This is a genomic window from Cognatishimia sp. MH4019, assembly GCF_020177595.1.
Taxonomy (GTDB): domain Bacteria; phylum Pseudomonadota; class Alphaproteobacteria; order Rhodobacterales; family Rhodobacteraceae; genus JAHTBL01.
In genome coordinates this window covers 187,346-203,750 of the sequence record NZ_JAHTBL010000003.1, presented here as the reverse complement: position 1 = coordinate 203,750, position 16,405 = coordinate 187,346, and the positions used below count along the sequence as shown (strand labels likewise).

General features: G+C 60.8%; 18 protein-coding genes. 11 read left to right on the top strand and 7 right to left on the bottom strand.

From position 1 onward, the window contains the following. Nucleotides 1–16: 16 nt before the first annotated feature. From KUW67_RS07085 to KUW67_RS07070, 4 genes are read left to right on the top strand one after another with little or no spacing between them, the layout of a single operon-like run. Nucleotides 17–1,228, top strand: coding sequence for a peptidylprolyl isomerase (locus KUW67_RS07085; RefSeq protein WP_224824600.1), 1,212 nt, complete (start codon nucleotides 17–19; stop codon nucleotides 1,226–1,228). After that, nucleotides 1,225–2,193 carry a 4-hydroxythreonine-4-phosphate dehydrogenase PdxA gene (gene pdxA, locus KUW67_RS07080; RefSeq protein ID WP_224824599.1) on the top strand — a complete coding sequence of 323 codons (969 nt, stop codon included), beginning with the start codon at nucleotides 1,225–1,227 and terminating at the stop codon, nucleotides 2,191–2,193. The genes KUW67_RS07085 and pdxA overlap by 4 nt, the downstream gene beginning before the upstream one ends. Next, nucleotides 2,190–3,029 carry a 16S rRNA (adenine(1518)-N(6)/adenine(1519)-N(6))-dimethyltransferase RsmA gene (gene rsmA / locus KUW67_RS07075; RefSeq protein WP_224824598.1) on the top strand — a complete coding sequence of 280 codons (840 nt, stop codon included), beginning with the start codon at nucleotides 2,190–2,192 and terminating at the stop codon, nucleotides 3,027–3,029. The genes pdxA and rsmA overlap by 4 nt, the downstream gene beginning before the upstream one ends. Further along, complete coding sequence (locus KUW67_RS07070) at nucleotides 3,029–3,484, top strand: pyridoxamine 5'-phosphate oxidase family protein (RefSeq protein WP_224824597.1); 456 nt, start codon at nucleotides 3,029–3,031, stop codon at nucleotides 3,482–3,484. The genes rsmA and KUW67_RS07070 overlap by 1 nt, the downstream gene beginning before the upstream one ends. 91 nt (nucleotides 3,485–3,575) lie before the next feature. On the opposite strand, the gene KUW67_RS07065 is transcribed toward KUW67_RS07070, so the two are convergent. From KUW67_RS07065 to KUW67_RS07035, 6 genes are all read right to left on the bottom strand, one after another. Then, on the bottom strand, nucleotides 3,576–4,121 hold the full coding sequence (locus tag KUW67_RS07065; RefSeq protein WP_224824596.1) for a DUF4167 domain-containing protein: 546 nt from the start codon (nucleotides 4,119–4,121) through the stop codon (nucleotides 3,576–3,578). A 221-nt stretch (nucleotides 4,122–4,342) separates the two neighbouring features. Continuing rightward, the gene (prmC, locus tag KUW67_RS07060) at nucleotides 4,343–5,209 is read right to left on the bottom strand and encodes a peptide chain release factor N(5)-glutamine methyltransferase (RefSeq protein WP_224824595.1); all 867 of its coding nucleotides are present in this window, start codon (nucleotides 5,207–5,209) and stop codon (nucleotides 4,343–4,345) included. Continuing rightward, a complete protein-coding gene (gene prfA / locus KUW67_RS07055; protein WP_224824594.1) occupies nucleotides 5,206–6,258 on the bottom strand; it encodes a peptide chain release factor 1 in 1,053 nt (350 codons plus the stop codon). The genes prmC and prfA overlap by 4 nt, the downstream gene beginning before the upstream one ends. 287 nt (nucleotides 6,259–6,545) lie before the next feature. Continuing rightward, nucleotides 6,546–6,992: a DUF1499 domain-containing protein gene (locus KUW67_RS07045; protein WP_224824592.1), complete on the bottom strand. Its 447-nt coding sequence runs from the start codon at nucleotides 6,990–6,992 to the stop codon at nucleotides 6,546–6,548. Between the two features lie 3 nt (nucleotides 6,993–6,995). Then, nucleotides 6,996–7,970: an agmatinase gene (speB, locus tag KUW67_RS07040; protein ID WP_224824591.1), complete on the bottom strand. Its 975-nt coding sequence runs from the start codon at nucleotides 7,968–7,970 to the stop codon at nucleotides 6,996–6,998. A 3-nt stretch (nucleotides 7,971–7,973) separates the two neighbouring features. Further along, a complete protein-coding gene (locus tag KUW67_RS07035; RefSeq protein ID WP_224824590.1) occupies nucleotides 7,974–9,140 on the bottom strand; it encodes a M20 aminoacylase family protein in 1,167 nt (388 codons plus the stop codon). 62 nt (nucleotides 9,141–9,202) lie between these two features. On the opposite strand from KUW67_RS07035, the gene mazG reads away from it, so the two are divergent. From mazG to KUW67_RS07015, 4 genes are read left to right on the top strand one after another with little or no spacing between them, the layout of a single operon-like run. Beyond that, nucleotides 9,203–10,015 (top strand): nucleoside triphosphate pyrophosphohydrolase, encoded by an 813-nt coding sequence (mazG, locus tag KUW67_RS07030; RefSeq protein WP_224824589.1) that lies wholly within the window; start codon nucleotides 9,203–9,205, stop codon nucleotides 10,013–10,015. Beyond that, entirely contained in the window at nucleotides 10,012–10,944 is a 933-nt protein-coding gene (locus KUW67_RS07025; RefSeq protein ID WP_224824588.1) for a nucleoside hydrolase, read from the top strand. The genes mazG and KUW67_RS07025 overlap by 4 nt, the downstream gene beginning before the upstream one ends. After that, the gene (locus KUW67_RS07020) at nucleotides 10,941–11,387 is read left to right on the top strand and encodes an N-acetyltransferase (protein ID WP_224824587.1); all 447 of its coding nucleotides are present in this window, start codon (nucleotides 10,941–10,943) and stop codon (nucleotides 11,385–11,387) included. The genes KUW67_RS07025 and KUW67_RS07020 overlap by 4 nt, the downstream gene beginning before the upstream one ends. Continuing rightward, on the top strand, nucleotides 11,387–12,775 hold the full coding sequence (locus tag KUW67_RS07015; protein WP_224824586.1) for a YdiU family protein: 1,389 nt from the start codon (nucleotides 11,387–11,389) through the stop codon (nucleotides 12,773–12,775). Before KUW67_RS07020 ends, KUW67_RS07015 begins: the two co-directional genes overlap by 1 nt. On the opposite strand, the gene KUW67_RS07010 is transcribed toward KUW67_RS07015, so the two are convergent. Continuing rightward, entirely contained in the window at nucleotides 12,754–13,647 is an 894-nt protein-coding gene (locus KUW67_RS07010; protein ID WP_224824780.1) for a DMT family transporter, read from the bottom strand. The two genes, KUW67_RS07015 and KUW67_RS07010, sit on opposite strands and share 22 nt — an antisense overlap. A gap of 83 nt (nucleotides 13,648–13,730) precedes the next feature. On the opposite strand from KUW67_RS07010, the gene KUW67_RS07005 reads away from it, so the two are divergent. The 3 genes from KUW67_RS07005 (at nucleotide 13,731) to KUW67_RS06995 (ending at nucleotide 16,387) form a co-directional block, all read left to right on the top strand. Further along, nucleotides 13,731–14,978, top strand: coding sequence for a sodium:proton antiporter (locus KUW67_RS07005; protein WP_224824585.1), 1,248 nt, complete (start codon nucleotides 13,731–13,733; stop codon nucleotides 14,976–14,978). Nucleotides 14,979–15,062: 84 nt separating this feature from the next. Further along, nucleotides 15,063–15,872, top strand: coding sequence for a DUF533 domain-containing protein (locus tag KUW67_RS07000; RefSeq protein WP_224824584.1), 810 nt, complete (start codon nucleotides 15,063–15,065; stop codon nucleotides 15,870–15,872). A 104-nt stretch (nucleotides 15,873–15,976) separates the two neighbouring features. Beyond that, nucleotides 15,977–16,387, top strand: a complete 411-nt coding sequence (locus KUW67_RS06995) for a Fur family transcriptional regulator (protein WP_224824583.1) — start codon at nucleotides 15,977–15,979, stop codon at nucleotides 16,385–16,387. Nucleotides 16,388–16,405 lie beyond the last annotated feature (18 nt).

The following is a 16,405-nucleotide window of genomic DNA, read 5'->3' as shown; positions in this document are numbered from 1 at the left end:
AGGAAAGAGCTGAGACATGACCCTGTCGCGCCTGTTCATCTGCCTGTGCCTGACCTTTGGTCTGGCCTTGTCTGCCGCAGCCCAAAGCGCTTTTGCGCCGATCATCAAGGTCAATGACCGCGCCATCACGCAATACGAGCTGGATCAGCGGATCCTGTTTCTGACGCTGCTGCGTTCGCCCGGGAACCTTGAAGAACTGGCCGAAGAGCAACTGATTGACGACCGTCTGCGCCTGGACGCGATGGCGGCAGCAGGCATCCAGTTGACGGATGAACAGATCGAAGGCGGGATGGCCGAGTTTGCAGGCCGCGCCAATCTGGAACTGGAGCAGTTCGTTCAAGCAATTGCGCAAGGCGGCATTGACCGCTCAACCTTCCGGGATTTCGTGCGCGCCGGTCTGGGGTGGCGCGAGTTGTCGCGCGCGCGCTTTGCACCGCGCGCCCAAGTCACCGATGCCGAGATTGATCGTGCGATCAAAGCGGCTTCTTCGGATGGCGGCATTCGCGTTCTGCTCAATGAAATTATCTTGCCCAACACACCGCAAACCGCAGCCCAAACGCAACGTCGGACAGAAGAGATCCAGCGCATCGAAGGAATCCCTGCGTTTCAATCTGCTGCACGCCGCTATTCAGTCTCCGGCTCTCGCAGCCGGTCGGGCCAGCTTGATTGGTTGCCATTGGGCAACCTGCCCCCGCAAATCCGTCAGATTGTTCTGGGTCTGCGACCCGGCGAGGTCAGCGCGCCGATCCCGATCCCCAACGCCGTGATTTTCTTCCAGCTGCGCGATATCGAAGAAACCGAAGCCGCACCCGTTGAATACGCCGCAATTGAATATGCCGCCTATTACATCGCCGGTGGCCGCTCCGCTGCGGGTCTCGCCGCTGCTGACCGCGTGCGCGCCGAGGTCGACACCTGCGATGACCTTTACGGCGTAGCCCAAGGCCAGCCTGAAGAGGTGCTTGAGCGCGGCGCCCTGCCCCCTGCTGAAATTCCGCAAGATATCGCTATGGAATTGGCCAAGCTCGATGAAGGCGAGGTCTCGACCGCGCTAACCCGTGCCGGTGGCGAGACGCTGGTCTTTCTGATGATGTGCGGGCGCACCCCGACGCTGGGGGAAGAAGTGGATCGCGAAAGCATTCGCTCTGCGCTTTTCAATCGTCGGGTCGAAAGCTTTGCCAACAACTATCTGGCCGAACTGCGCGCAGATGCGGTGATCGAATACCAATGAGCCCCGCCTTGCCCATCGCGCTCAGCTGCGGTGAGCCTGCGGGCATCGGTCCCGAAATTGCGATGAAAGCCTGGGCCGCGCTGAAGGACAGTGTCCCGTTCTTCTACATCGGCGATCCGGCGCATCTGGACGGCCCGGTCAGCGTGATCTCGGACCCGTCCGAGGCGATATCGGTCGCCGCCGGGTCTTTGTCGGTGCTGCCCTTGCCGTTTGAAGGCACACGCAGCCCTGGCCTGCCTCAGCCAGCCCAGGCGCAAAGCGTGATCGACGCCATCGCGCGCGGCGTCGAATTGGTGCAAGCAGGCCAAGCCTCTGCACTCACCACCTGCCCCATCCACAAAAAGGCCCTGCAGGACGGGGCGGGCTTTGCCTATCCGGGCCATACGGAATACCTCGCCTCGCTGGGCGGCGTAGGCAGCGTCGTCATGATGCTCGCCTGTGACGAGTTACGCGTGGTTCCAGCCACGATCCACATCCCGCTGAAAGACGTGCCCGCGCATCTGAGTGCGGCCAACCTCACCGACACGATCCTGATCACCCATGCCGCCTTGCGTCGGGACTTCTGTATTGATGCCCCCAAGATCGCCGTGGCGGGCCTGAACCCCCATGCCGGTGAAGGCGGGGCGATGGGGCTGGAAGAGATCGAGTTGATCGCGCCTACACTGGACGCGCTGCGCGCAGAAGGGCTCGATCTGATCGGTCCGCTCTCCGCCGATACGATGTTTCACGCGCGTGCACGCGCAGGCTATGACGCGGCCATTGCGATGTATCACGATCAAGCGCTGATCCCGATCAAGACGATTGATTTTGATCGTGGCGTGAACGTCACTCTGGGCTTGCCGTTCATCCGCACCTCGCCCGATCACGGCACCGCCTTTGATATCGCAGGCAAAGACGTCGCGGACCCGACCTCGCTGATCGAGGCACTCAAGATGGCGCAGCGCATGGCCGAGGCCCGCGCGTGAGCGCCATCGACAGCCTCCCGCCCCTGCGCGAGGTGATCGCAACACATGACCTGCGGGCCAAGAAATCGCTGGGTCAGAACTTCCTTCTGGATTTAAACCTCACCGCCAAAATCGCGCGCCAGGCAGGCGACCTAAGCGCCTGCGACGTGCTTGAGATCGGCCCCGGCCCCGGCGGGCTGACCCGTGGCTTGCTGGCCGAAGGCGCGCGCCGCGTTCTGGCGGTCGAAAAAGACGCGCGCTGCCTACCTGCACTGGCCGAAATCGCAGACGCCTATCCCGGACGCCTTGAGGTGATCAATGGCGACGCGCTTGAGATCGACCCACTGGCCCACCTCACCCCGCCGATCCGAGTGGCTGCGAACCTGCCTTACAACGTGGGCACCGAATTGCTGGTGCGCTGGCTGACGCCCAAGCAGTGGCCGCCCTTCTGGCAATCGCTGACACTGATGTTCCAAAAGGAAGTGGCGCAGCGGATCGTGGCCCAGCCGGGCAGCAAAGCCTACGGACGCCTCGCAATCCTCGCACAATGGCGTGCCGAAACGCGCATCGTCATGGACCTGCCCCCACAAGCCTTCACCCCTGCCCCAAAAGTGCATTCCGCCGTGGTGCATCTCACAGCGCTCGACCAGCCGAAATACAACGCCGATGCAGCGGTGCTGTCTCGGGTTGTGGCCGCAGCCTTCAACCAGCGCCGCAAGATGCTGCGCGCTTCGCTAAAGGGCATGGCCCCGGATATCGAGGACCGCCTGGTCGCCGCTGGCATCACGCCCACACAACGCGCCGAAGAAATCCCTCTGGAAGGCTTCTGCGCGCTGGCCCGCGAAGTGGCGCGCTGATGGCCACGCCCTTTGATCCAGAACGGGTCTTGGGCCTGCCTTTAATGGCCAACCTCGCCACAATTGACACGGATGGCCCGCGCAACGCTCCTGTCTGGTTTTTATGGGAAGGCGGCATGCTGTCGATGCTGGGATCGCGTGACAGCAGCTCTGTCCAGAGGATCGAGGCAGATCCGCGCTGTGCGGTCGAGATTGTCGACTATGACAATGCCGAGGGGCGGTTGCTGCATCTGGGTCTGCGGGGGCAGGCAACGATCACTGATATGGACGCCGAGCTCTTCAAGCGGCTCCTCCGCAAATATCTCGATGCGGATGAGGCGAACTGGAATCCGTGGTTCATCGAAACTGTCGCGCGGATTGACGATCCCGATGGGCGGCTGATCCGTCTGCGTCCAGACAGCATTTTCACCAACAACGTCTCGTATTTCCGCACCGGGCCAAAGCTCGCCACATAAAAAAAGCGCGCGGCGATTGCCTGCGCGCTTTCTGGTCTGTTCGGGGGCGAAAACTCTTCAAAAAGAGTTTTCCAAAAAGTTCTGAAAACTTTTACTCCGCCGCCTCAGGCGCATCGCTTTCAGGCGCTTTTGGCTTGCGGGGCTTGCGCGGACGCTTGGGCTTTTCGGCCTGCGGTTCGGCAGCGATGATCTGCGCCTCTGGCGTTTCGACCAGACCACCATTGCTGTCACCCAGATCAGGCTGCGGCGCAGAGCCAGGATCGGCCTTGTTTGCCTCTTCCTGCTGACGCTGTTTGCGCTGTTCTTCACGTTCGCGGTCGCGTTCACGCTGTTGTTGCTGACGCTCTGCCTGTTCGCGTTCCTGCTGTTCGCGGCGGGCTTCCTGCTCGCGCAGGGCCTCACCCAGCATGCGGGTGTAATGTTCGGCGTGTTGCTGAAAGTTCTCAGCCGCGACACGGTCATTGCTCAGCGTCGCGTCGCGGGCCAGCTGGTTATATTTGTCGATGATCTGCTGGGGCGTGCCGCGCACTTTGCCTTCAGGGCCAGAACTGTCGAACACGCGATTGACGACGTTGCCAACCTGCCGATTGTTGTTGCGGTTCCCTTTGGACCGCGACCGGGACTTCGATGATCTCATTTGATAGACGTCCAACCTTTTGTTGGCTTTCGCTCTGCCTCTGCCAAAAGGGCAGTGTGCGGTGCGATATTTTGGCAATTAATCGGGGGGAGCGATAACGGCTCCGCCTCTGCGATACACAAGTTAAAACCATGTGGGGGCAGACGGGGCAAGTAAAAAGCATCAACACGTGGCATAAATTCGCCAAATGCCGTCGTTTTGGGGCCTTTGTTAAGGTCTTGTTAGGCCTTGCGCGCGCTGACCACACGGTCACGGCCATCCAGATCGGGATGCACCGTGATCTTTTCAAGACCCGCCCCGCGCATCAGCTCGCTGACCGCTTGCGCCTGGGTCGGCCCAATCTCGACCATCAGACGCCCGTTTATCGCCAGATGCCCCCCGGCTTGCGCGGTGAGCATGCGATACGCATCCAACCCATCGCCGCCCGGTGTCAGGGCAATTTCGGGATCATGTAGCCGCACGTCCGGGGCCAGCCCGGCCATTTCGTCTGCCGCGATATAGGGCGGGTTGGAGACGATCAGATCGAATTGCCCCGCTACATCGGAAAACCAATCGGACCGGATCAGATCGACCCGATCCGCAACCCCCAAACGCTCTGCATTCTGGGCGGCCACCGACAAAGCCGCCGCGCTGATATCGACGCCAAGCCCATGCGCTGCGGGGCGTTCGGCAAGCAATGACAACAGGATGCAGCCCGATCCCGTACCCAGATCAAGCAGCCGGGAAAACGGCTCTGCCAACGCGTGTTCAACCAGAATCTCGGTCTCGGGCCGCGGGTCCAAGACATCATCCGTGACAAGGAATCGGTGCGCCCAGAACGCGCGCGCGCCGATGATTTTCGAGACTGGCCGTCCCCCAGCGCGCGCGGTGATAGCCTCGTGAAATTTCGCACCCCAATCCGACTGCCCCGTCACCGCCGCGACAAGCTGCGGATGACTGTAAGGCGGATAGACCATGTCCGACGCGATGCCCGCGCTATGAGCCAACAGCACCCGCGCATCCCGCTCGGCCCCCGCAATCCCGGCCGCACGCAACTGTGCCGCACCTTCATCAATCAGCGCGGCGATGGCGGCACTCGGGTCGCTCACGATATCTCTGCCAGCTGGCTCGCCTGATCCTCTGTCGTCAGCGCGTCGATAATCTCGTCCAGATCGCCCTGCATCACCTGATCCAGCTTATAAAGCGTCAGGTTGATGCGGTGGTCGGTCATGCGCCCTTGGGGGAAATTATACGTGCGGATGCGTTCTGATCTGTCGCCACTACCGACCTGGCTTTTGCGATCTTCCGAGCGCTCGCTGTCCACACGCTGGCGCTCCAGATCATAGAGCCGGGTTTTCAGCACCTGCATCGCGATCTCGCGGTTTCGGTGCTGGGATTTCTCAGACGAGGTCACAACGATGCCCGACGGCATATGGGTGATCCGCACGGCAGAATCGGTCGTGTTGACGTGCTGGCCACCCGAGCCACTGGCGCGCATCGTGTCGATGCGGATATCGCCGGGATCTACCTGAATATCCACGTCTTCTGCCTCTGGCAAAACGGCGACCGTTGCGGCAGAGGTATGGATGCGCCCGCCGCTTTCGGTGGTCGGCACACGCTGCACCCGGTGCACGCCGCTTTCGTATTTCAGCCGGGCAAAGACGTTCTCGCCGGTGATGTTGGCAACCACTTCCTTGATGCCGCCCAACTCGGTCTCGCTCAGCTCCATCACGGTAAACTTCCAGCCCCGCGCTTCGGCATAGCGCTGATACATGCGCAGCAAATCACCGGCAAAAAGCGAGGCCTCATCGCCCCCCGTCCCCGGCCGGATTTCGATCATCGCGGGCTTGGCGTCGGCGGCATCCTTGGGCAACAGCGTCAAGCGGATCGAATGCTCTGCCTCTGGCAAACGCGCCTTCAGCCCCGGCAATTCCTCTTCCGCTAACTCCTTCATCTCGGGATCGGCCAGCATCGCCTCGGCCTCTTCGATATCCGAGACAAGCTGCATATACGCCTCGACCTCTTCGACCACGGGTTTGAGGTCGGAATATTCCTTGGCCAGCGCCGCGATATCCTCGCCTGCAGCCCCATCGGCCATTTTGGCCTCCAGAAACTGGAAGCGCTGGCGGATTTGCTCAAGTTTTTCAAAAGGAACCATGGGCTTGCTTCCCTTATGCAATCAACTTGGTCAAGAGTGCAGATCGTGCTAATTTCACTGTCATGAAATATTTTGCACCACTCCTGATCCTATTGACCACCCCCGCTCTGGCCGATGTTACGAGCGGCGGCAAAACAGTCGACTGTTATTGCACCGACCAAGGCGGCGAGCGCATCGAACTGGGCGAAATGATTTGTCTGAATGTCGGTGGCCGCATGTTCACGGCGCAATGTCAGATGTCGCTTAATTCGCCCATGTGGCGCGAAGTTCAGAATGGCTGTCTCAGCTCATCCCTGAACCAAAGCGTCCAGCCACCGGGTGACACGGGCAGCGTTGACTCCTAGGTCAGACCGCCCAAAGCGCAATCTTGCATGGATCACCAACGCTGTGCCGCCCTCGACGGGGGTGGCCTGAACGGTTGTGTAATCAGGAAATCCGATGACCCGCGAGCGTGTAATGTAGGTGATGCGCCCCTCCTCGGGGCTGCCTGCAAGGCGCGATGTGCGCGGCTCGGCCAGCGCGACCGCATCGAAGCGCGTCAGCAGGTCTACAGGGCTTTCATTGTAGACAGGGCTTGCCAAATCCCCGCCATCCGGTCGCACAACAAAATGACCGACCTGAGGTTGTTCCTGCATTGCATCGGTATGCCAGGCGTCGCGATTGCTGGGGGCCAGGCGGATATAGGCCAGACCGATAATGATCGACAGCAGCACCAAAGACAAGATGAGCTTCATCCTCTAACCCTCTGATCTTGATTGTTTGTTATAGCAATAAAGGCACATCAGCTCTGTCGCGACATGTGACCCCGCCACGGCCGTTGCGCCCGTTGTATCAAAGGGCGGTGACACCTCCACGACATCTGCACCCACCATGTTGATGCCCTTGAGGCCTTGCAGCATGGCAACCGCTTGTGCACTGGTCAGCCCGCCCCAGACAGGCGTGCCTGTGCCCGGCGCAAATGCCGGGTCGAGCGCATCAATATCGAAGCTCAGATAGGTCGCGTGATCGCCAAGGATCGCTTTGATCTTGGCAACCGTCGCCTCCGGCCCGATCCGGTGCACCTCGGCCGCGTCGATGATATTGACGCCCAGCGTGTCTTCGTTCGTTGTGCGGATCCCCACCTGGACGGAGCGTTCGGGCACGATCAGCCCTTCCTTGACGGCCTTGTAGAACATTGTGCCATGGTCGATGCGGGTCATGTCATCGTCGGGCCATGTGTCGGAATGCGCATCGAATTGCAGCAAGCTCAACGGTCCGAACTTCTCGGCATAAGCGCGCAGGATCGGAAAGCTGATATAGTGATCGCCCCCCAGAACCAGCGAGCCTGCGCCCGCTTGCAAAATACCGCGAATATGGCTGGTCAACGCTTCGGGAAACTTCGAGATATGGCCATAATCAAACGCCACATCGCCGTAATCGGCCACGTTGAACTCGGTTAAAGGGTTGATATCCCAGCCATAAGGCGGATCGCAGGGCTGCAGCGCAGAGGCCTCCCGGATCGCCCTTGGCCCAAACCGCGTACCGGGGCGGTGCGTGGTGGCCTGATCAAACGGCACGCCCGTGACGGCCAGATCAACGCCCGTCAGATCCTTCGTATAGGTGCGTCGCATGAATGAGGTCACACCGCCAAACGCATTCTCGAAAGAAAGCCCGCGATAGCCGTCGCGCGTCAGCGCATTGTCCACATCAGTGGCACTGTCTTTCAACGCCATCGGTTATTGCTCCAAAGGTTGCGCACGCTCGACAAGCTGCGCAAAGAACGACGCACCGACAGGCGCGATCTCATCGTTGAAATCATAGGACGGGTGGTGCAGCCCCGCGCTGTCCCCCTGCCCGATGAACAGATACGCGCCGGGGCGTTTTTCCAGCATATAGGCGAAATCCTCTGCCCCCATTTCGCGCCCGGCCTCTGGGATGACATTGCCCTCGCCCACGACCTCTTTGGCCACATCCGCCGCAAAAGCCGCCTTGGTCGCGTCGTTCACGGTCGCGGGATAGCCGACCTGATAATCAAGCTCAGCCGAGACGCCGTAAGCCGCCGCTTGCCCGTCCACGATTGCGGCCATCCGGTCCATGACCATGTCTTGCACCGCCTTGTCAAAGGTCCGCACGGTGCCGCAGATATAGGCGGCCTCCGGAATGATGTTATCCGCGCTCCCGGTGTGGATTTGCGTGACCGAGACGACCAGATCATCCAGCGCATAGTGATTACGGCTCACGATGGTCTGGATCGCCTGCACCATGCCGACAGCCGCCACAATCGGATCGCGCGTCTCATGCGGCATGGCGCCGTGACCACCCTCGCCCTTGATGTGAATCTCGAACGTATCGACCGCCGCCATGATCGGCCCCGGCGTGGTATAAAACGCGCCTTCCTTGAAGCCCGGCGCGTTATGCAGCGCATAGACCTGCGCGATGTCGAACTGGTCCATGATGCCTTCTTCGACCATCACGCCAGCACCGCCGCCGCCTTCCTCCGCCGGTTGGAAAATCAGCGCAACGCGGCCTGCAAACTTCCGCGTCTCCGCCAGATACCGCGCAGCCCCCAGCAGCATCGTCGTATGCCCGTCATGCCCGCAGGCATGCATCTTGCCTTGCACCGTGCTGGCCCAGTCGGCGCCCGAGGTTTCCTCCATCGGCAGCGCGTCCATATCGGCCCGGAGCCCGATTGTCGGCCCCTCGCCCTGCCCGTTGATAATCGCCACCAGCCCGCTTTGCGCGATGCCCTCATGTAGTTCATCCACGCCGAACTCGCGCAACCGCTCGGCCACGAACGCCGCTGTCTCGTGGCAGTCAAATTGCAACTCGGGGTGCTGATGCAGATGCCGCCGCCAAGCCGTCATATCCTCGGCATAGTCGGCAATGCGGTTGGTGACGGGCATGGGTGGACTCCGGGCTGTGATGCGATACCGTCGCAGCAAATCACGCACCGGACCTGCCCGCAATGCCCAATGACCTGATCCACAACCCCGACGGCGGGATGCCCCGCCTTCTTGAGATTATGCGCCGCCTGCGTGACCCGCAGACCGGTTGCCCTTGGGATATCGAGCAGGATTTCGCCTCCATCGCGCCTTACACGATTGAGGAAGCCTATGAGGTTGCCGATGCGATTGAACGCGGCGACTGGGCGGAGTTGGAGGGCGAATTGGGCGATCTTCTATTGCAGACTGTTTACCATACGCAGATGGGCGCTGAGGCCGGGCATTTCAGTTTTGAGAGCGTCGCGCGCGCGATCTCCGACAAGATGGTCGCGCGGCACCCCCATGTGTTTGGCGATGAAAGCCGCGATAAATCCGCCGATCAGCAGACCGCCGATTGGGAAAAGATCAAAGCCGCCGAACGCGCAGGCAAAGCGCAGCGCGGCACGCTGGACGGGGTCGCCATAGGTTTGCCTGCCCTGCTGCGCGCTGTGAAGCTGCAAAAACGCGCCGCGCGGGTCGGGTTTGATTGGCCTGAGACCAGCCAAGTGCTTGATAAAATGCAGGAAGAAGCGCGAGAATTGGTCGAGGCACAAGACAGCCTCTCGCAAGCGGAGATAGAGGAAGAGTTTGGTGATCTGCTGTTCGTCATGGCCAATCTGGGGCGTCACATGAAGGTTGACCCCGAAGCCGCGCTCCGTGCCGCAAATGCCAAGTTTACCCGTCGGTTCGAGGCCATCGAGGCCGCGCTGGCGGCAATGGGCAAGACGCCCTCAGACAGCACTCTGGAAGAAATGGACACCCTTTGGGACGCCGCGAAAGCGCAGGAAAAGCAATGACCAAACGCCCGATCATCATCGACACCGACCCCGGACAGGACGACGCCGTGGCGATCCTGCTGGCCCTTGCGTCCCCTGAGCTAGAGGTGCTGGGCATCACCGCTGTCGCAGGCAATGTGCCGTTGCCATTGACCCAGAAAAATACGCGGATCGTGTGTGAGTTGGCGGGGCGCTCTGACATCAAGGTCTTCGCAGGCTGCGACGCCCCGCTGCACCGCAAACTGATCACCGCCGAACATGTCCACGGTCAAACCGGCCTCGACGGCCCCGAAATGCCAGACCCCACCATGCCGCTTCAAGACGACCATGCGGTGGACTTCATCATCGACACGGCGCGCGCGACGGATGGCGTCACGCTTTGTCCCCTCGGCCCGCTGACCAACATCGCGACCGCGCTGCAAAAAGCCCCCGATATTGCCTCGCGCATCCGCGAAATTGTCTTGATGGGCGGCGCTTATTTCGAGGTGGGCAACATCACACCCACCGCCGAGTTCAACATTTACGTCGACCCGGAAGCCGCTGATATCGTTTTCAAATCCGGCATCCCAATCACGGTCATGCCGCTGGACGTCACCCACAAAGCCCTCACCACGCAGCCGCGCGTCGATGCGTTTCGCAACATGGGCACGCCCATAGGCGAAGCCGTCGCGGCCTGGACCGATTTCTTCAACCGCTTCGATATGGAAAAATACGCCTCTCCCGGTGCGCCGCTGCATGATCCCTGCGTCATCGCCTACCTGATCAAGCCTGAGCTGTTCAACGGTCGTCACGTAAATGTCTGTGTCGAGACGTCCTCCGAGCTGACCCTCGGCATGACCGTCGCGGATTGGTGGGGCGTCACCGACCGCACGCCCAACGCGATGTTCATGGGCGATATCGACGCCGACGGGTTTTTCGATCTGCTCACCACCCGGATCGCGAGCCTATGACCGCGCTGCATCTTGCCGGACCCGACGATGCCGCGCGCATTCTGCTGCTGATGGCGCAGTTTCATGCCCATCACGGGTTGGACTATTCAGACGACCATCGTGCAGCGGCGCTTGATCCCCTGCTCAACGGCTCCCCGCTTGGCGTGGCCTACCTGATTGGGCCACAAAAAGCGCCCATCGGCTATGTGATCCTGTCTTTCGGCTGGTCCATCGCCATGGGCGGCATGGACGGGTTCATTGACGAGATCTATATCAGAGAAAGCGTGCGGGGCCGTGGCATCGGCTCGGAAGTGCTGATCGAGTTGCCCAAAGCACTCGCTGGCGTGGGGCTGAAAGCGCTGCATCTGGAGGTGCAGAAAGACAACACGCGCGCACAGGATTTATATCGCCGCTTGGGGTTTGAACCCCGCGACGGCTATCACCTCATGACGCGGACGCTCTGATGGATTTTCCTTTCGAGAATACCTACGCAAACCTGCCCGAACGCTTGTATACCAAGCTGCCACCGACCCCGGTCAAAACACCAAGACTGGTCGCCTACAACGAAGCTCTGGCTGCGGAATTGAACATTAAGGGCGCGCCGGAAGCCTCTGTTTTTGCGGGAAATACCGTTCCCGAGAAGGCCGACCCGCTTGCTCAAGTCTATGCTGGTCACCAGTTCGGTCATTGGAACCCCCAGCTGGGCGATGGTCGCGCGATCTTGCTGGGCGAAGTGGGCGGCCAAGACATCCAGCTCAAAGGCTCCGGCCCGACGCCCTATAGCCGCATGGGCGACGGGCGCGCATGGCTCGGGCCCGTGTTGCGCGAATATGTGGTGAGCGAGTTCATGCATGCCGCCGGTGTTCCGACCACCCGCGCTTTGGCAGCCGTCACCACAGGTGAAATCGTCCTCCGCGAGGCCCCGCTCCCCGGTGCGATCCTGACCCGAGTGGCGGCCAGCCATATCCGCGTCGGCACGTTTCAATACTTCGCCTCACGCACAGATGCGCCCGCGCTGCAGGCCCTGGTCGATCACTGCATCGCGCGGCATTACCCTGATGCAGACGGCCCCCAGGGCCTGTTGGATGCGGTGGTCAACGCGCAAGCAAACCTGATCGCGAAATGGATGTCACTGGGCTTCATCCACGGCGTGATGAACACCGACAATTGCGCCATCTCGGGCGAGACCATCGACTACGGCCCCTGCGCGTTCATGGACGCCTATCACCCGGAAACCAAGTTCAGCTCCATCGACCAGTTCGGACGCTATGCCTATAACAACCAGCCCGATATCGCTGCGTGGAATCTCGCGCAACTTGCGACCAGCTTGTTGCAACTGATGCCAGATCGCGACGCCGCGATAGAGGCTTTCACCGAAAGCGTAAATGGCTTTATTCCGGCGTTTCAAAAAGCTTACAGCGCAGTCTTCATGTCAAAAATCGGTATCAGCAATACGCAAGACGGTGACATGACCCTCGTCTCAGACCTGCTGGACCGGATGGCCGCCAACCAAGCCGATTTCACAAATACCTTCCGCGGCCTGTCAGACGGCAATGCGCGCGATCAGTTTGTTGACCCGACCGCATTTGATACCTGGGCAGAGGGCTGGCAGGCGCGCATCGCAGCGGAGCCTGACCCGAAAGCCCTTATGCGCAAAACCAACCCCGCCGTGATCCCCCGCAATCACCGTGTGGAAGAGATGATCCAGGCCGCCGTCAAAGGTGACTTCGGGCCGTTTGAACGGCTCAATATGGTACTCGCGACCCCTTATATGCTTGCAGAGACCGACACAGACTTGGCCGCCCCACCAACCGAGCAGGAAATCGTGCATCAAACGTTTTGCGGCACCTGACGTGGGCGGCGGTTGATCAGGATCAGACCGGCCGCCACCAGAACGAGCGCTGTCAGCACCAGCGGCCCCACTTCTTCGCCCAGCAACAACCAGCCCAGCAACACGCCGAAGACCGGTGACAGGAAGCTGAATGACGCGACGGATGAGGCGGGGTAAAGGCTCAAAAGCCAGAGCCAGAAAATAAATCCGCCGCTGACCACAAAGATGATTTGGAACCCAAGACCCCAAAGATGGTTGGAGGCCAACTCTCGGATCAAAGGGCCAAAAAACGGCGCAGCGATCAGCAAAAGCGGGGCCGAGACCAGAACCTGCCAGAAAAGCTGCATTTCGGGGCTGTCCTCTTTGAGGCGCGTGGCGCGGACGCCCAAAGCGCTGGCCGCCCAGCCCAAAGCCGCGCCCAAGGCGCAAAGATCCCCGATCAGGCTGCCATCGCCCTCATCCGGGCGCGCAAAGATCGCCACGGCAACGCCTGTAAAGGCCAGCGACAGGCCGACGGCCTTGATGCGCGTGATCCGCTCTCCCAACAAGAAATGCGCCCCAATCGCCATCCAGACCGGCATCGAATAGAAGATGACCGAACTGCGCGACACGCTGGTCAGATCAAGCGCCAGAAAAAGGCATACGAACTCGGCGGCGAAAATCGTGCCGACCAAAAGGCCCGGCCCCCACGCACCGAAATTCAGCCTGATCCCCCGAAATCGCATCCACGCATAAATACACAAGATCGCCCCAAGCGAGCGGAGGCCTGCGAAAAACACCGGCTGCAAGCCGCCATTGGTAACCTTGATAACCACCTGATTAAACGCCAGAAAAAGAGCAAACCCAATCAGGGAGACCGCTCCGAAAGCATCCATATGATCTTTGCGTTCCATCGCGGCCACAAAGGCAGTGTGCCGCAGCGCCGTCAAGCGATCATCCGTGCTAGGGCTGCGCAAAACACCAAACGGACAGTGACATGAATTTCCTCCAGATCACCTCGCTGCTGATCGTGCTTGCGGGCGCGTTCGGAGCGATCAACTACCTGTATCTCAAGCTCCCCTCGGCCATCGGCATCCTTGTGGTGGCCTTCGCGGCCTCGCTGGGTGTCATGGCGGTGGACCTGCTTGTGCCGTCATTGGGCATGGCCGACACGGTGCGCATGACGGTCACCGGCATCGACTTCTCCGAGGCGGTTCTGGAAGGCATGCTAGGCCTCTTGCTGTTTGCCGGAGCTTTGCATGTGAAGCTGCGCGACCTGCGGGTCGAATGGCTGCTGATCTTTCTGATGGCAACCATTGGCGTGGGGCTTTCGACGGCCATCATCGGCACCGCATTTTCGTGGATCACCGGCATGCCGATCATGATCGCGCTGGTCTTCGGGGCGATCATCTCTCCCACCGATCCGGTTGCCGTCCTCGGCGTTCTGCGCGAAGCAAATCTGAAAAAGTCGCTCGAAACCAAGATCGCGGGCGAGAGCCTCTTTAACGACGGCGTCGCCTATGTCGTCTTTCTGGTGCTTGTCGGGCTGGCCTTTCCGAGCGATGACCACCACGGATCGGGGCTGGCGGATGCCGCGCTGCTTTTTGTGCAGGAAGCTGTGGGCGGCGCGCTGCTTGGCATCGTGCTGGGCTGGCTGACCTTCCGCGTCATGCGTCGGATTGATGATTATTCGCTCGAGGTGCTGATCACGCTGGGTCTGGCCTTTGGCGGCTACGAGCTGGCGATCTGGCTGCATGTCTCCGCCCCGATCATGGCGGTCTGTGCGGGGCTTTTGATCGGCGATATCGGCGCGAAACACGGGATGAGCGCCGAAACCCGCGACTATGTCGACGCGTTCTGGAAGTTGATCGACGAGATCCTGAACGCCGTTCTCTTCCTGCTGATCGGGTTCGAGGTCTTCGCGATTGTCTTCGACACCTCTTTCCTTACCGCAGGCGTCATGGCCATCGGTCTGGCCTTGGTCGCGCGTCTGGCGGCCGTCGCTGTACCCGTCCTGATGCTGAAACCCTTCCGTGAGTTTTCCCAAGGGGTTGTGCCAATCATGACATGGGGCGGGCTGAAAGGCGGTATTTCGGTCGCACTGGCCCTGTCCCTGCCCGAGGGCGAGTGGAAACCGCTGATCCTGACGGCAACCTATATTGTCGTGCTCTTTTCGATCGTCGTCCAGGGCCTCACGGTCGCGCCGCTGGCCCGCCGCGTCGGGCGGGAACCTGATCTGATGTAGCGACTGCGCGGTTTTTCCCCCTGCGCAGAATGCGTTACCTGTGCGAAGGTGGCTCATCTGGAACCTAAAACAGGGGGATGACCCATGGGATTGATGGGCACATTGGCGAAAGTTGCAATCGGCTTTGCAGCGGCCAAAGGCATTGAAAAGATGAACCAGAGCGGCGGGCTGCAAGGCATGATGGACCAGATGTCCAGCGGCGCTCAGGGCGGTGCCGGTAATCTGCAGGACATGATGGGTCAGATGATGGGCGGCGCACAAGGCGGCGCGCAGAACCTTCAGGACATGATGGCCAAAATGATGGGCGGCGCAGGTGCAGGTGCCGGCAATCTTCAGGATATGATGGGCCAGATGATGGGCGGCGGCGCGGCTCCCGCCGAGAGCAGCGACAAGGGCGGTCTTTTGGCCAATCTCGGTGGTGCCGGTGGCGCTGGCCTTGCAGGCATCCTTGCCATGGCCGGAGGGGCTGCAGCCATGGGCGGCGACGGCATGAAGGATATGCTGGGCGCTGTCGGGCAGGAAAAAGCCTCGGACGAGATGGAGCAGAACGCAGGCATCATGCTGCGCGCGATCATTCAGGCCGCCAAGGCCGACGGCGATATAGACGCCGATGAGCAAGCCCGCATCATGGACACGCTGGGCGAGGATGCCGATGGCGAGGATATCGCCTTTGTCAAAGCGCAGCTGGCCGCCCCGGTGAATGTCGAAGGGCTGGCCGCAGACACCCCCAACGGCATGGAAGCGCAGGTCTATGCGATGTCGCTGATGTCCATCCGCGTCGATACGCAAGCCGAGGTGGCCTATCTGACCGATCTGGCGGGCGCGTTACGTCTGCCCAAGACCACGCTGGACATGGTGCATGCGCAAATGGGCGTGCCTGCCCTGCCCGCCTGACCCAAAGCCAGCCTACCGCAAACCAGAGGGAACCGCTTTCGTGGTTCCCTCTGCCCGTTTCGCACGTTACACCTTGGCTCCAAGATCACGTCGGGGGGGGCAAAATGACCGATACCATTCTGTCGCGTTGCGAGGCCAAGGGCCTGCGCATGACCGATCAGCGCCGCACCATCGCGCGGGTGCTGCAAGAGGCCGATGACCACCCCGATGTTGAAGAACTTTATGCCCGCGCCTCAGCAGCCGACGCTGCGATCTCCATTGCGACGGTCTACCGGACGGTGAAGCTCTTCGAGGAAGCCGGGATCCTCGACAAGCATGATTTCGGCGACGGGCGCGCGCGCTATGAAACCACCGACCGCGAACATCACGACCACCTGATTGATCTCAACTCCGGTGAAGTGATCGAGTTCGTCGATCCCGAGATCGAAGCGCTCCAGGACAGGATCGCCGAGAAGCTGGGGTATCGGCTGAAAGGCCATAAACTTGAGCTTTATGGCGTGCCGATCAAGAAGTGAGGCTTTGGTCCTCGGGTG

Excerpts from the sequence above, each read along its gene's own strand:
- KUW67_RS07085 (WP_224824600.1), top strand. The coding sequence starts at position 17 with ATGACCCTGTCGCGCCTGTTCATCTGCCTGTGCCTGACCTTTGGTCTG.
- pdxA (WP_224824599.1), top strand. The coding sequence starts at position 1,225 with ATGAGCCCCGCCTTGCCCATCGCGCTCAGCTGCGGTGAGCCTGCGGGC.
- KUW67_RS07070 (WP_224824597.1), top strand. The coding sequence starts at position 3,029 with ATGGCCACGCCCTTTGATCCAGAACGGGTCTTGGGCCTGCCTTTAATG.
- KUW67_RS07065 (WP_224824596.1), bottom strand. The coding sequence starts at position 4,121 with ATGAGATCATCGAAGTCCCGGTCGCGGTCCAAAGGGAACCGCAACAAC.
- prfA (WP_224824594.1), bottom strand. The coding sequence starts at position 6,258 with ATGGTTCCTTTTGAAAAACTTGAGCAAATCCGCCAGCGCTTCCAGTTT.
- KUW67_RS07045 (WP_224824592.1), bottom strand. The coding sequence starts at position 6,992 with ATGAAGCTCATCTTGTCTTTGGTGCTGCTGTCGATCATTATCGGTCTG.
- speB (WP_224824591.1), bottom strand. The coding sequence starts at position 7,970 with ATGGCGTTGAAAGACAGTGCCACTGATGTGGACAATGCGCTGACGCGC.
- KUW67_RS07035 (WP_224824590.1), bottom strand. The coding sequence starts at position 9,140 with ATGCCCGTCACCAACCGCATTGCCGACTATGCCGAGGATATGACGGCT.
- mazG (WP_224824589.1), top strand. The coding sequence starts at position 9,203 with ATGCCCAATGACCTGATCCACAACCCCGACGGCGGGATGCCCCGCCTT.
- KUW67_RS07025 (WP_224824588.1), top strand. The coding sequence starts at position 10,012 with ATGACCAAACGCCCGATCATCATCGACACCGACCCCGGACAGGACGAC.
- KUW67_RS07020 (WP_224824587.1), top strand. The coding sequence starts at position 10,941 with ATGACCGCGCTGCATCTTGCCGGACCCGACGATGCCGCGCGCATTCTG.
- KUW67_RS07015 (WP_224824586.1), top strand. The coding sequence starts at position 11,387 with ATGGATTTTCCTTTCGAGAATACCTACGCAAACCTGCCCGAACGCTTG.
- KUW67_RS07010 (WP_224824780.1), bottom strand. The coding sequence starts at position 13,647 with ATGGAACGCAAAGATCATATGGATGCTTTCGGAGCGGTCTCCCTGATT.
- KUW67_RS07005 (WP_224824585.1), top strand. The coding sequence starts at position 13,731 with ATGAATTTCCTCCAGATCACCTCGCTGCTGATCGTGCTTGCGGGCGCG.
- KUW67_RS07000 (WP_224824584.1), top strand. The coding sequence starts at position 15,063 with ATGGGATTGATGGGCACATTGGCGAAAGTTGCAATCGGCTTTGCAGCG.
- KUW67_RS06995 (WP_224824583.1), top strand. The coding sequence starts at position 15,977 with ATGACCGATACCATTCTGTCGCGTTGCGAGGCCAAGGGCCTGCGCATG.